Annotated in this window: 9 protein-coding genes, 1 tRNA gene and 1 pseudogene; 8 read left to right on the top strand and 3 right to left on the bottom strand. The window is 72.5% G+C overall.

Annotated elements, in window-relative coordinates; all coding sequences use genetic code 11:
* Positions 1–233: 233 nt before the first annotated feature.
* The 7 genes and pseudogenes from ACNHYB_RS01380 (at position 234) to ACNHYB_RS01350 (ending at position 9,343) form a co-directional block, all read left to right on the top strand.
* Positions 234–2,660, top strand: coding sequence for an Ig-like domain-containing protein (locus tag ACNHYB_RS01380; protein ID WP_418276589.1), 2,427 nt, complete (start codon positions 234–236; stop codon positions 2,658–2,660).
* A 230-nt stretch (positions 2,661–2,890) separates the two neighbouring features.
* Entirely contained in the window at positions 2,891–4,747 is a 1,857-nt protein-coding gene (locus ACNHYB_RS01375; RefSeq protein ID WP_418276588.1) for a serine/threonine-protein kinase, read from the top strand.
* Positions 4,748–4,900: 153 nt separating this feature from the next.
* Entirely contained in the window at positions 4,901–6,100 is a 1,200-nt protein-coding gene (locus ACNHYB_RS01370; RefSeq protein ID WP_418276587.1) for an alcohol dehydrogenase catalytic domain-containing protein, read from the top strand.
* Between the two features lie 72 nt (positions 6,101–6,172).
* The gene (locus ACNHYB_RS01365) at positions 6,173–7,246 is read left to right on the top strand and encodes an acyl-CoA dehydrogenase (protein WP_418276586.1); all 1,074 of its coding nucleotides are present in this window, start codon (positions 6,173–6,175) and stop codon (positions 7,244–7,246) included.
* Complete coding sequence (locus tag ACNHYB_RS01360) at positions 7,240–8,613, top strand: PIG-L family deacetylase (protein ID WP_418276585.1); 1,374 nt, start codon at positions 7,240–7,242, stop codon at positions 8,611–8,613. Before ACNHYB_RS01365 ends, ACNHYB_RS01360 begins: the two co-directional genes overlap by 7 nt.
* Positions 8,610–8,975, top strand: a pseudogene (locus ACNHYB_RS01355) (glycosyltransferase); the annotation flags it as partial. The gene ACNHYB_RS01360 and the pseudogene ACNHYB_RS01355, both read left to right, overlap by 4 nt.
* A 107-nt stretch (positions 8,976–9,082) precedes the next feature.
* Positions 9,083–9,343 carry a hypothetical protein gene (locus tag ACNHYB_RS01350; RefSeq protein WP_418276584.1) on the top strand — a complete coding sequence of 87 codons (261 nt, stop codon included), beginning with the start codon at positions 9,083–9,085 and terminating at the stop codon, positions 9,341–9,343.
* A gap of 49 nt (positions 9,344–9,392) precedes the next feature.
* Here the strand turns inward: ACNHYB_RS01350 and ACNHYB_RS01345 are convergent.
* From ACNHYB_RS01345 to ACNHYB_RS01335, 3 genes are all read right to left on the bottom strand, one after another.
* A tRNA-Val gene (locus tag ACNHYB_RS01345) sits at positions 9,393–9,469 on the bottom strand.
* 57 nt (positions 9,470–9,526) lie between these two features.
* Positions 9,527–9,973 carry a peroxiredoxin gene (locus ACNHYB_RS01340; protein WP_418276583.1) on the bottom strand — a complete coding sequence of 149 codons (447 nt, stop codon included), beginning with the start codon at positions 9,971–9,973 and terminating at the stop codon, positions 9,527–9,529.
* A 14-nt stretch (positions 9,974–9,987) separates the two neighbouring features.
* On the bottom strand, positions 9,988–10,392 hold the full coding sequence (locus tag ACNHYB_RS01335; RefSeq protein ID WP_418276582.1) for a DUF3052 domain-containing protein: 405 nt from the start codon (positions 10,390–10,392) through the stop codon (positions 9,988–9,990).
* Positions 10,393–10,730: 338 nt separating this feature from the next.
* Between ACNHYB_RS01335 and aceE the strand changes: the two genes are divergently transcribed.
* Entirely contained in the window at positions 10,731–13,478 is a 2,748-nt protein-coding gene (gene aceE / locus ACNHYB_RS01330; protein WP_418276581.1) for a pyruvate dehydrogenase (acetyl-transferring), homodimeric type, read from the top strand.
* The last annotated feature ends 30 nt before the right edge of the window (positions 13,479–13,508 follow it).

The raw sequence follows: 13,508 nt of genomic DNA, 5'->3' as shown, positions 1-13,508 counted from the left end.
GCCGCACGGTTCCAACGTTCTGCCGACGTGACGACCGCAAAGGAGCGGACGGCGCGGCCCGACGACCCGGCAAAGGCTTGCCCGGACCTTGAACCGCAGGTTCTCGGCTCGCTAGCCTCGGCCCGCCGCAGCACTTCATGCCAAGTGATCGACCTCGACCGGACAGCCGACCAGCGCCTCAGGGCGCCCCTCGGCGCGCCCGGACGGCACCTTCATCCCGGAGAAATCGCCACATGACATCCAAGCCAGTCCGCCTCTCACTCGCCTCCGCGCTGTCGACCGCCCTCGTCGCCGTCAGCGTCGCGGCCGCCGTTCCCGCTTCCGCCGACGAGCCGTCGGCCGACGTGACGGGACCGTCCATCACCGTCAAGGACGCCTCCGACGGCGGGGACGCCCTGTTCCGGTCGGCGAGCTTCAAGCTGCACGACACCTCCAAGGTCGACAAGGTCGAGATCAACGGCGTCCTCAAGGACCTGTCGAACAACGCCTACTCCGACGTCAACGGGGTCAAGCCCGGCACGTTCGGCGCCGTCGAGGGCAAGAACACCCTGGTGGCCTACGACCTGCTCGGCAACACCAGCACGTACGAGTTCACGCTCGACACGACCGGACCGAAGATCACCGTCAAGGACTCCTCGGACGGCGCGGACGGCCTGTTCCGGTCGGTGAGCCTCAAGCTGCACGACGGCGCGAAGGTCGACAAGGTCGAGATCAACGGCGTCCTCAAGGACCTGACGAACAACGCCTGGTCCGACGTCAACGGCATCAAGCCCGGCACGTTCGGCGCCGTCGAGGGCAAGAACACCCTGGTGGCCCACGACGCGCTCGGCAACACCAGCACGTACGAGTTCACGCTCGACACGACCGGACCGACGGTCACCGTCAAGGACTCCTCCCAGGGCGCCGACGGCCTGTTCCGTTCCGTGAGCTTCAAGCTGCACGACCCCGCCAAGGTCGACGGTCTCACCCTCAACGGTGTGGACAAGAACCTGTCGGACAACGTCTGGTCCGACCTCAACGGTGTCGAGCCCGGCACGTTCGGCGCCGTCGAGGGCGACAACACCCTCGTGGTGCGTGACATCCTCGGCAACACCACCACCGTGGAGTTCGTGCTCGACACGAACGGCCCCACGATCACCGTCAAGCCCGAGTCCGTCGGCGACACCGACCTCTTCCGCACCCTGAGCGTCAAGCTCCACGACCCGAACAAGGTCGACAAGGTCGAGATCAACGGCGTCGTCAAGGACCTGACGAACAACGCCTGGTCGGACGTCAACGGCATCACCACGGGCGTCTTCGGCGCCGTCGAGGGCGACAACACCCTCGTCGCCTACGACGTGCTCGGCAACAGCTCGGCGATGGAGTTCGTCGTCGACACCACGGGCCCCCAGGTGACGACCAAGGACGACACCATGGGCGGTGACGGCCACTACCGCAGCGTCAGCTTCAAGCTGCACGACCCCGCCAAGGTCGACGGCCTCTCCCTCAACGGCGTGGAGAAGGACCTGACGGACAACGTCTGGTCGGACCTGAACTTCGTCAAGCCCGGCGCGTTCGGCGCCGTGGAGGGCGCGAACACCCTGGTCGTGCGCGACGTGCTCGGCAACACCACCACGGTCGAGTTCGTGCTCGACAACGCCCGCCCCGTCGTGGAGATCACGGCGCCGGTCACCGGTGCGTCCACGACGGCGGACGAGGTCGGCGACGTCGTCCTCACCGCCACCGACGGCACCCAGCTGCGCCGCGTCGCCGCGAACCTCTACAAGGACGGCACGTTCTACCGCAACATCGGTTCGACGTCGGCCAAGACCGCGATCGGCGAGGCCTCGTGGTCCGGTTCCTGGGCGCTGCCGACCGACCTCCCGGCCGGCAGCTACACCGTTCGCGCCGGCGCGTTCGACCTCGCGGGCAACTGGGGCGGCGCGAACGTCGACATCGTCGTCGAGGAGTCCACGGTCACCGAGCCGGGTGAAGGCGACGGCACCGGCGAGGGCGACGGCACCGGCGAGGGCGACGGCACCGGCGAGGGCGACGAGCTCACCCTCGAGGGTTCGACGATCGGGTCCACGAGCGTCGACGGCGTCCCGTGGATCACCTTCGACGTCCGCCTGACCGACCCCGCCGGTCGCTCCACCGGCGACACCGCCTCGATCGTGCTCACCGACGGCACCCGCACCACCACCGTCGAGCTCGGCACCCTCGTCGACGGTCGGCTCACCGGGAGCATCCTGTGGCCCGGCGCCGAGATCGCCGAGGACGGCACGCCCACGGCGTTCCCCGGCTGGACGCAGCACGAGGACGGTTCCTGGACCCGCAGCGAGGACGGCTTCGCCTGGACCCTCGGTGACATCACCGCGACCCTGGTCGTGAACCCGGAGCTCGCCGTCGAGCTCGCCTACCCGGCGCAGGCCGGTCCGCAGGTCACCGACGGTGTCGAGGTGCTGACGCCGGTCGAGACCGACACCGACGACCAGGTCTCCGGCTCCGTCGACGCGGCGCCCGCCGCCGGTTCTGCGGTCGACGCCGCGCCGGCCACGGCCGCCCAGACCTCGGCGCAGCTCGCCACCACCGGTTCGTCGACGATGTGGCTCGCCCTCGGGGCCGCGCTGCTCGTCGCCGCCGGCGCGAGCATCGTGATCCTGCGCCGTCGCCGCGCCTGATCGCTCGGACACCGTCCGGTGCACGTCGGCCCCCTTCCCGCACCCGCGGGCAGGGGGCCGACGTGCACCCGGCCGACGGGTCGTCGCCCTCGACTCCTCCCGTGGATCCTTGTGCGGCAGCGCTCCCGAGCACCTATCCTGTGATGGCTCATGACTGAAAAGACCGAGATCATCGCGCCGACGGACCGGCCGCTCGCCGCCGTCCGCACCGACCCCTGGACCTTCGAGCGGTGAGCGACGCGACGCCGTCGGACCCGCCCGACGAGACCGCCGACGGGCGCGTGGTGCTCGGCGGCCGGTACGTGCTCGGCGACGTCCTCGGCACCGGCGGCACCTACACCGTCTACGAGACGACGCGCGTCCCCTCCCCCGGCGACACTGGCGAGACCGCCGACGACGGCGCAGCCGGCCCGGCCGAGGGCGACGAGCCGCTCGTCATCAAGGTCCTCCACCCGCACCTGGTCGACGACGAGGTGACCCGCGCCGCCCTGGCGCGCGAGATCGCCGCGTCGGACCAGGTGGACCACCCCGCCGTGGTCAAGGTCCTCGACACCGGGGAGGACGAGGTCGCGGGCGCCACCGTCCCGTGGGTGCTGACCCGCCGGCTGCCCGGCGTCCTGCTCTCCGACCTCGCCGGTCTCGACGGCCTGCCGTGGCCGGAGGCGCTGATCGTGACGGGAGGCCTGCTCGAGGCGCTCGCCGCGGTCCACGCGGCCGGTCTGGTGCACCGCGACGTGGCCCCGCGCAACGTCGTGGTCGACCGGCGCGACGACGGCACGATGACGGTCGGCCTGCTCGACCTCGGCCTCACCGCCCCGGCCGGCGGCGACGGTGACGGCTCGACGGTCGCCGGGTCGGTCGGGTACATGTCCCCGGAGCAGGCCCGGGGCAGGCCGCTCGACGCCCGCAGCGACCTCTACTCGGCGGGCGCGTGCGCCTACTTCGCCCTCACCGGGCACGCACCGTACGAACGGCCCCGTGCGGAGGACGTCCTGCGTGCGCACGTGGGGGCGCCCGTCCCCGCGCCGTCGGCCCGTCGCGCCGCCGTCCCCGTCTCCGTGGACCGCGTCGTCACCCGGGCGATGGCCAAGGACCCTGACCGCCGCTACGCGGCCGCGGGCGAGATGATCGCCGCGGTGGCGACGTTGCTGCGCGCGGAGACGACGGTGGCGGGGACCGGGTCACCGGACCCCGACGGCGGCGATCCCGACCAGACGATGACGCTCGGCCAGATCGTCGCGGGCGACCCGGACCGCACCGCGGTCGTCGGGGTGGCGGGCGCGGCAGCTGCAGGGGCCGCCGCGCTGGGTGCCGCAGAGCTCGGCCGGACCCGCCAGCTCGGCGCGGTCGACGCAGACGACGCTGCTGCGGCCGGCACTGCGGGCACAGCAGCGGGCGCAGCAGCAGGCGCAGCAGCAGCCACGGCGGCAGCCGCCGGGCCGGCGGTCGCAGCGGACGGATCGGCGATCGACGGGGCTGCCGCCGACGGGGCGACGCCGGACGAGGCGACACCGGGCGAGGCGACACCGGGCGAGGCGACACCGGGCGAGGCGACACCGTCAGAGACTGCTGCCGAGGAACCGACGGGCTGGAGGGGGTTCTTCTCCCGCCGGATCAACGTCGTGCTGCTCGTGCTCATCCTGGTGGCGGCCGCCGTCGGGGCGGTGGCGTTCTGGACCACGCGGGACGGCGACGACGTCGCACCGGTGGCCCCCGTGACGTTCAGCCCGTCACCGTCGCCCGAGACGTCGCAGCCGACGGCCTCGCCATCGTCGCGGCCCACGTCCGAACCGACGTCGCGCCCCCGCCCGACCTCCACGTCGGAGCCGACGCCCTCCGAGACGCCCGACGACGAGCCGTCGGAGGAGCCCACCGAGGAACCCACCGAGGAACCGACACCGGATCCCGAACCGACCGAGGAACCCACCGAGGAACCGACACCGGATCCCGAGCCCACCGAGGAACCGACCGAGGCTCCGACCGAGGAACCCACGGAGGCTCCGACCGAGGCTCCGACCCCGGACGCGAAGCCGTCGGGCGAACCGACGGCCGGGGCGGCCGCGGGCGGCACCTCGTCCACCTCGTGAGCGCCGGGGGCCGGCAGGTGGAACAGCGCGAGGTCTGATCTACTGACGACGGACCGGTGAAGCAGCCCGCCGGACGACCTGGCCCTGCGGCCGCACCGATCGTGCACGGTTCGACCGTGCAGGTCCCCGTGCCCGGGGCGGAAGGAGTCGAGCATGCGAGCAGTGACGTGGCAGGGGCAGGAGCACGTGGACGTCAGCGACGTCCCTGACCCGGTCGTCGAGGAACCGACGGACGCCGTCGTCAGGGTGACCTCGACGGCGATCTGCGGCTCCGACCTCCACCTGTACGGCGTGCTGGGCATGTTCCTGGACGCCGGCGACGTGCTGGGGCACGAGGCCATGGGCGTCGTCGAGGAGGTCGGCAGCGAGGTCGGTGGTCTGTCGGTCGGCGACCGGGTGGTCGTGCCGTTCAACATCTCCTGCGGGCACTGCTGGATGTGCACGCGCGGCCTGCAGGCGCAGTGCGAGACGACGCAGGTGCGCTCGCAGGACAAGGGCGCCGCACTGTTCGGGTACACGCGCCTCTACGGTCAGGTCCCCGGCGGGCAGGCCCAGTTCCTGCGCGTGCCGCAAGCACAGTACGGGCCGGTCGTGGTGCCCGACGACGGCAGCCCCGACGAGCGGTGGCTCTACCTGTCGGACGTCCTGCCCACCGCCTGGCAGGCCGTGGAGTACGCCGACGTCCCCGCCGGCGGCAGCGTCGTCGTGCTGGGGCTCGGTCCGATCGGGCAGATGGCGGCACGGGTCGCGCTGCACCGGGGGGCGAGCACCGTCGTGGGCATCGATCCCGTGCGGGAGCGGCGCACCATGGCGCAGCGCCACGGCGTGGTCACGTTCGACCCCGGCGAGCGTGACGTCACCGAGGCGGTCCTCGACCTCACCGAGGGCCGTGGGCCGGACTCGGTCATCGACGCCGTCGGCATGGAGGCGCACGGCTCCCCGGTCGCCGAGACGACCCAGCGGATCGTCGGCATGCTCCCGGACGCCGTGGCCGGCCCGCTCACCGAACGTGGCGGCACGGACCGTCTCGCCGCGCTGCTGGCCGCGATCTCGTTGGTGCGCCGGGGCGGCACGGTGTCGCTGTCGGGCGTCTACGGCGGGGCGAAGGACCCCCTGCCGATGATGCAGATCTTCGACAAGCAGCTCACCCTGCGGACCGGTCAGGCCAACGTGCGCCGCTGGACCGACACCCTCCTGCCGCTGGTGCAGGACCCTGCCGACCCGCTGGGCGTGCTCGACCTGCGCACCCACCGACTCGGCCTGCAGGACGCACCGGACGCCTACCGCACGTTCCAGCGCAAGGACGACGGCTGCGTCAAGGTCGTGCTCGACCCGTGGACGGCTCCCGCCTGACGCCGGGCACCCCGCTGCCCCGGACCCGGTCCGGGGCCCTTCCCAGCCCGCTACGACCCGGAGGACATCGCTGTGCCTGAACTCGGAGGGCCGACGTCGGCTCCCGCCCTACTTCGCCCGCACGACCCGGCCCCGCCCCTGCTGGACGCCGCACGGCTCGGCGTCGCCGCGCATCGCGGGCTCGACGTCGAGGCCCTGCTGACCTGGACGACCGACACCGCCGACCTGCTCCCCCTGCCCGGCACGGGGTCCACGGCGGCCCTGTGGTCGGCACTGGCGTCCGTCGCGGCCGCCGACGTGGGCGCGGCACGGGTGCTGGAGCCGCACCTGGACGCCCTCGCCGTGCTCGCCCAGGCTCCGACGCCGGTCGATCTCGGCGCGGTGGGAGCCGGGGGGTCGAGCACCTGGGGCGTCTTCGCCGCCGAGGGCCCGGGCGTCCGGCTGGAGGCCCACGAGGTGGACGGCGGGTGGCGCCTGACCGGTACCAAGCCGTGGTGCTCCCTGGCCGGCACGCTCAGCCACGCCCTGGTCACGGCGTGGGTGTCCGACGACGAACGCCGCCTGTTCGCGGTGGGTCTGCGCGCCGACGACGTGCTGCCCGCTGCCGGGCCGTGGGTGTCCCGAGGGCTGGCCCAGGTCGTCAGCGCACCCGTGACCTTCGACGACGCCCCCGCGGTGCCGGTCGGGCCGCCCGGGTGGTACCTGCGGCGGCCCGGCTTCGCGTGGGGCGGGATCGGCGTCGCGGCCTGCTGGTGGGGAGGAGCCGTCGGGCTCGCGCGGGCCCTGTGGGACGCGCTCGGGGCCCGGGAGGCGGACCAGCTCGCGCTGGCCCACCTGGGCGCGGTCGACGTGGCACTGACCGCCGCCCGCGCGTGCCTGGTGGAGGCTGCCGACCAGGTCGACGCCGGGATCGACGGCAAGCCGTCCGCGGTGCTGGCCCGTCGCGTGCGCACGGTCGTGGCCGGCGCGGTCGAGGAGGTGCAGCGACGCTGCGCTCACGCCCTCGGTCCCGGCCCCCTGACCGCCGACGAGGCGTTCGCACGTCGCGTGGCCGACCTCGGGGTGTACGTCCGCCAGCATCACGCCGAACGGGACGAGGCGGCCCTGGGTCGCGACCTGCTGGCTGCCGGGGTGGCCCCGTGGTGACGTTCGACCACCGGGACCCCGGCACCCCGGAGGACGCGTGGGTGGCGGCCGGGGTGACGGAGCGTCCCGTGCCCCTGGACGTCGACGCCGTCGACGAGCTGTTCGTCCTGGCCGCGCATCCCGACGACGAGTCCCTCGGTGCGGGCGGGCTCGTGCACCGTCTCGCCGGCCGCGGCGTCCCGGTGACGGTGGTCGTGGCCACCGACGGGGAGGGGTCGCACCCTGACACCGAGCCGGACCAGGTGCGCACCACCCGCCGTCGCGAGGTCGCCGAGGCGGTCTCCGTGCTCGCCCCCGGGGCACGCCTCGTGCTGCTGGGACTGCCCGACGGCGGCCTGCGCGAGCACCGCGACCAGCTCGCCGCCTGGCTCGACGCGACGCTCTCCCTTGCCGCCGGAGCCCACGTGGTGCTGTGCGCGCCGTGGCGGGGCGACGGCCACCGTGACCACCGGATCGCCGGCGAGGTCGCGGCGCAGGTCGCCGACCGTCGTGGGGTCCGGCTCCTGGAGTACCCGATCTGGCTGTGGCACTGGGCGGAGCCGTCCGACGACGACGTGCCGTGGGAAGCCCTGCGCGCCCTGCCGCTCGACGACGCGGAGCGCGCCACCAAGTTCACGGCCGTGCACGTCCACGACAGCCAGGTACGACCAGGCCTGGAGGGCCCGGCGGTGCTCGGCGTCGAGATGCTGCGCCACGCCGCCCGGGTCGCGGAGGTGTTCGTCGAGGCGGGCGCCGAACCGGCCGCCCGTGAGTCACCGAGCGGCTCGAACACCTCGCTCGGACGCGACTTCTTCGACCGCTTCTACGCCGGTCGCCACGATCCGTGGGGCTTCGAGTCCCGCTGGTACGAGGCCCGCAAGCGCGCCGTCCTGCTCGCCGCCCTGCCGCGCGAACGGTTCCGCCGCGGGCTCGAGCTCGGCTGCTCCACCGGTGTGCTGACCGAGGCGCTCGCGGCGCGCTGCGAGCGTCTCACCGGCGTCGACGTGGCCGATGCGCCCCTGGCTGCGGCACGGGAGCGTCTCGGCGACGAGGTCGACCTCCTGCGCCTCGACGCCCCGCGCGAGTGGCCGGACGGCACGTTCGACCTCGTCGTCCTGTCGGAGGTCCTCTACTACCTCGACGACGCCGATCTCGATCGGACGCTCACGCGCGTGATCGGCTCGCTGACGCCCGACGGCGTGGTAGTGGCGTGCCACTGGCGCCACGACGTGCCCGAGTACCCCCGCGGGGGTGACGACGTGCACCGGGTGCTGCGTGCGCGACCCGGGCTGGCCGTGCAGGTCCGCCACGAGGAGGAGGACTTCCTGCTCGACGTCCTGACCCGGCCGCCGGTGATCTCCGTGGCCCGTGCGGAGGGCCTGCGATGACGGCCGGCCGCCTGCGCGCCGTGACGGTCGTGGTTCCGGTCCGGGACGAGGAGGACCTGCTGCCGGGCTGCCTGGCCTCCCTGCACGGCGCCGTCGAGCGGCTGCGCACCGTGCGCCCCGACCTGTCCGTCGAGGTGGTCGTCGTGCTGGACGGCTGCACGGACGCCAGCGAGGCCATCGCCCGCGCGTCGGGCTTCCGCACCCTCGTCACCCACGGCGTCGGCGTCGGCGCCGCCCGGCGAACCGGGACGGACGCCGTCGACCCCGGCGTGCCCGCCGAACGGACCTGGCTGGCCTGCACCGACGCGGACTCCGAGGTGCCCGCCCACTGGCTGACCCGCCAGGTGGAGCTGGCCGAGCAGGGTGCCGACGTGATGGTGGGGACCGTGCGGCCCCGGCTGGCCGAGCTCTCCCCGGCCGTGCCGCGGCCTGGCACGCCCGCCATCGTCCCGGCGAGGCGAACGGCCACGTGCACGGCGCGAACCTCGGGATCCGTGCGTCCGTGTACCGGGCCGCCGGCGGCTTCGCCCCGATCCCGGAGCACGAGGACGTGGCGATCGTGGCGGCGGCGCGCACCCTCGGCGCACGGATCGTGCCCGACGCCGCGGCCGAGGTGCTCACCTCGGCACGCCTGGTCGGTCGCACGCCCGGCGGGTACGCCCGCCACCTGCGCGAGGACCTGGTGCCCGACGACGGCGTCCCGGAGCAGCACTCCCCTCTGCGGGCCTGAGGGGAGGCGCCCGACGTCGCCTCGGCGACGAGGTGACGGTCGGAGCCGGTGGTGGGCCCGGAGGGATTCGAACCCCCGACATCCACGGTGTAAACGTGGCGCTCTAACCAGCTGAGCTACAGGCCCTGGCAGCGCAGGCAAGGATACCGGCCCGGCGCCGCGGGGCGGGACACCGTCCCGCGATCAGATCTCGGCGAGTGCCCGGAGGTAGCCGTCGAGGTCACGCCGCTGCCCTCGGGGCAGGACCACCGACCAGCGCACGATCCCGTCGGCGTCCACGAGGAACGACCCGCGCAGGGCGTGGCCGGAGGTCTCGTCGAACACCCCGAACGCACGGGCCGCGTCGCCGTGCGGCCAGAAGTCGCTGAGCAGGTCGAACCCGAAGCCCTCGACCTCCTGCCAGGCCTTGAGCGTGAACACGGGGTCGGTGGACACCGCGAGCAGCCGCACACCGGCGGACTCGAAGTCCTCGATGTTGTCGCGCAGCTCGCACAGCTCGCCGGTGCAGATCCCCGAGAAGGCGAAGGGGTAGAACACCACGAGCACCGGCTCGCCGCGCAGGTCCGCCAGGTGCGTGGGCGTGCCGTGGGTGTCCGGGAGGGTGAAGTCGGGTGCGGGGTCGCCCGCCACCGGCGCCGGCACGGTCAGCGGCCGCGCGGGGCGAGCCGGGTGGCCGACCAGTCGTCTCCCGCCGAGAACGTGCTCGTGGCGTGCAGGCCGGCCGTGGTGGCGGCCTCCTGGATCTCGTTGTGGCCCACGTGCCCGTCGCGTCCCGGCTTGCGGGTCAGGAGCCACACCTGACCGCCGTCCTCGAGCGAGGTCTGGACGTCGACGAGCATGTCGGTGAGGTCACCGTCCTCCTCGCGCCACCAGACCAGGACGCCGTCGGTCACGTCGTCGTAGTCCTCGTCCGCGAGCTCGTTGCCGAGAAGACTCTCGAGCGCGGCGCGCAGCGGTTCGTCGACGTCGTCGTCCCAACCGAACTCCTGCACGACCTGACCGGTGGTGAACCCGAAGCGTGCTGCCTGGGTGTCCGCCTGCTGTCCCACGGGGGTCTACGTTCCTTCCGTCGAGTGCGGGCGGGCACGACAGTGCCCGCCCCGTCAGCGTCAAGGTAGTGCACTCAGCGCTCTTGTGCCCGCCAGGCCCACCGCGGGGGTGTCCACGAGCAGGCCAGGGCGGGCGCCGACATGCCTGGGCATGACGTAGATCACGGATTCTTGACCGCCTCCTGGTGTTGAGGCGGTCGAAGTAGCGCCACAATGGCTAGTGACCACCCGGAGGTGGCCGCGCCGTCGCGACCCCGACGACGCGGACGCCGCGCACGGGGAACGCCTGACACGAGCGGCCGCCGCTGGCGGCAGCCCGCAGAAGAGAGAGGTTGCTGGTGGCTTCGTACGACGAGACCGGACCGCTGATCGACGGTCTGCTCAGCGCTGTGCCGGACATCGACCCGTCCGAGACCTCGGAATGGGTGGAGTCCCTCGACGGGCTGATCGACGACAAGGGCGGACCCCGCGCCCGTTACGTGATGCTCAACATGCTGCGCCGCGCCCGTGAGCGCAACGTGCAGATCCCGACGTCGGTGTCGACGCCCTACGTGAACACCATCGGTGTGCACGAGGAGCCGTACTTCCCGGGCGACGAGTCGATGGAGCGTCGCTACCGCTCGTGGATCCGCTGGAACGCCGCGGTCATGGTGACCCGCGCCCAGCGCCCCGACGTCGCGGTCGGCGGGCACATCTCCTCCTACGCGTCCGTGGCGACGCTGTACGAGGTGGGGCTCAACCACTTCTTCCGGGGCAAGGACCACCCGGGTGGCGGCGACCAGGTGTACTTCCAGGGGCACTCCTCCCCCGGTCAGTACGCCCGCGCCTACCTGGAGGGCCGCCTCAGCGAGGACCAGCTCGACGGGTTCCGCCAGGAGAAGTCGCACGCGGACGGCGGCCTGCCGTCGTACCCGCACCCGCGCATGCTCCCCGACTTCTGGGAGTTCCCGACCGTCTCGATGGGCCTCGGCCCCGCGTCGGCGATCTACCAGGCGTGGACCAACAAGTACCTGCACAACCGCGGCATCAAGGACACCGACCAGCAGGACGTCTGGGCGTTCCTCGGTGACGGCGAGATGGACGAGCCCGAGTCGCGCGGCATGCTGCAGCTCGCCGCCCACCAGAGCCTCGACAACCTCACGTTCGTCGTGAACTGCAACCTGCAGCGTCTCGACGGCCCGGTGCGCGGCAACGGCAAGATCATCCAGGAGCTCGAGGCGCAGTTCCGCGGCGCCGGCTGGAACGTCATCAAGGTCGTCTGGGGCCGCGAGTGGGACGCGCTGCTCAACGCGGACAAGGACCGCGCCCTGGTCAACCTCATGAACGTCACCCCCGACGGTGACTACCAGACCTACCGGGCGGAGTCCGGTGCGTTCATCCGCGAGCACTTCTTCGGGCGCGACCCGCGCACGAAGGCGCTCGTGGAGAACATGACCGACGACGACATCTGGAACCTGCGTCGCGGCGGTCACGACTACCGCAAGATCTTCGCGGCGTACACGGCGGCGCGGGCACACACCGGCCAGCCGACCGTCATCCTCGCGCAGACGGTCAAGGGCTACGGCCTGGGCTCGAGCTTCGCGGGGCGCAACGCCACCCACCAGATGAAGAAGGTCAAGAACGACGACCTCAAGGCGCTGCGCGACAACCTGCGCATCCCGCTGACGGACGAGCAGATCGACGCCGACCCGTACCTGCCCCCGTACTTCCACCCGGGCATGGAGGACGAGTCGATCCAGTACATGCTGGAGCGACGTCGTCAGCTGGGTGGTTTCGTGCCGGAGCGGCGCGCGTCGCCGAAGGCGCTGAACCTGCCGGGCGACAAGGCGTACGAGATCCTGAAGAAGGGCTCGGGCAACCAGCAGATCGCCACGACGATGGCGTTCGTGCGGCTCCTGAAGGACCTCATCAAGGACAAGGAGTTCGGCAAGCGCATCGTGCCGATCATCCCCGACGAGGCCCGCACCTTCGGCCTGGACTCGATCTTCCCGAGCGCGAAGATCTTCAACACCGCCGGGCAGAACTACCTCGCCGTGGACCGCGAGCTCATGCTGAGCTACAAGGAGTCCGACGCGGGGCAGATCATGCACACCGGCATCAACGAGGCCGGTTCCGCGGCCGCGTTCCAGTCGGTGGGCACGTCCTACGCGACGCACGGCGAGCTCATGGTGCCGGTCTACATCTTCTACTCGATGTTCGGCTTCCAGCGCACCGGCGACCAGTTCTGGGCGGCCGGCGACCAGCTCGCCCGCGGCTTCATCATCGGCGCGACGGCCGGCCGCACCACCCTGACCGGTGAGGGCCTGCAGCACGCCGACGGCCACTCGCCGCTCATCGCGGGCACGAACACCGCGATGGTGCAGTACGACCCGGCCTTCGGGTACGAGATCCGCCACATCGTGCGCGACGGCATCCAGCGCATGTTCGGTGATGGTTCCGACGGGCGCGACCAGAACGTCATGTACTACCTCACGGTGTACAACGAGCCGATGGTCCAGCCCGCCGAGCCGGAGGACGTGGACGTCGACGGCATCCTTCGCGGCATCCACCGCATCTCCACCAACGCCGGCGAGGGCCCCAAGGCCCAGCTGCTCGCGTCCGGCGTGGGTGTGCCGTGGGCGCTGGAGGCCCAGGAGCTCCTGCGCGAGGACTGGGGAGTGTCGGCCGACGTGTGGTCGGTGACGAGCTGGAACGAGCTGCGTCGCGACGCCCTCGCGGCGGAGAAGGACGCGCTGGTCGACCCGGCGGCCGAGCCGCGGGTGCCGTACCTGACCGAGAAGCTCTCGGGTGCGTCCGGCCCGTTCGTCGCCACCAGCGACTACGACCACCTGGTCCCCGACCAGGTCCGTGCCTGGATCCCCGGCGACTACGCCGTCCTGGGCGCGGACGGGTTCGGGTTCTCCGACACCCGTGCGGCCGCTCGCCGCTTCTTCCTCATCGACGGTCCGTCGATGGTGGTCAAGACGCTGCAGCAGCTCGCTCGTCGGGGCGAGGTGGCCCGCGAGGTCGTGGCGCAGGCCGTGGAGAAGTACCGCCTGAACGACGTGACCGCCGGGACGTCCGGCGTCGCGGGCGGCGACAGCTGACCCGCTGAGCCCGCCGGTCCCCCCGGCGAG

Source organism: Isoptericola jiangsuensis (assembly GCF_048320105.1).
In the GTDB taxonomy this organism is placed as follows: domain Bacteria; phylum Actinomycetota; class Actinomycetes; order Actinomycetales; family Cellulomonadaceae; genus Isoptericola; species Isoptericola jiangsuensis_A.
The sequence above is the reverse complement of the archived record's forward strand: the minus strand, read 5'-3'. Positions and strand labels throughout refer to the sequence as shown.